The organism is Aquabacterium sp. A08, from assembly GCF_011742065.1.
Map to the genome: position 1 here is coordinate 1 of NZ_JAAQQT010000440.1, position 446 is coordinate 446.

Consider the following 446-nt stretch of genomic DNA (forward strand, 5'->3'; position numbering starts at 1 on the left):
TTCACCATCTCCAGCCTGGGTGGCATCGGTGGCCGTTACTTCACGCCCATCATCAACGCGCCCGAAGTCGCCATCCTGGGCGTCTGCAAGAGCCAAATGGAACCGGTGTGGGACGGCAAGCAGTTCGTGCCGCGTCTGATGCTGCCGCTGTCGCTGACCTGGGACCACCGCGTGATCGACGGCGCTGCGGCCGCGCGTTTCAACGCGTACCTTGGCCAGATCCTCGGCGACTTCCGTCGCGTGCTGCTGTAAAGGAACCGAGAAATGAACCCCCACGCTCATATTCATTCGCTGCCCCCCATGGGGGCGCAAGCCTCCCTTGAGGCCGCTCGGCGGGAGGCTTAAACATGGCACTCATGGACATCAAGGTTCCCGACATTGGCGATTTCGACGAGGTCGCGGTCATCGAACTGCTGGTCAAGCCCGGCGACACGGTCAAGGCCGAG

General features: G+C 62.8%; 2 protein-coding genes. Both read left to right on the forward strand.

The features are described 5' to 3' along the window. Positions 1-252, forward strand: a 252-nt coding sequence (locus tag HA630_RS02500) for a 2-oxo acid dehydrogenase subunit E2 (RefSeq protein ID WP_208299933.1), incomplete at its 5' end; no start/stop codon positions are given. A 104-nt stretch (positions 253-356) separates the two neighbouring features. Further along, a partial coding sequence (locus tag HA630_RS02505) for a biotin/lipoyl-containing protein (RefSeq protein WP_371809172.1) occupies positions 357-446 on the forward strand: 90 nt, incomplete at its 3' end.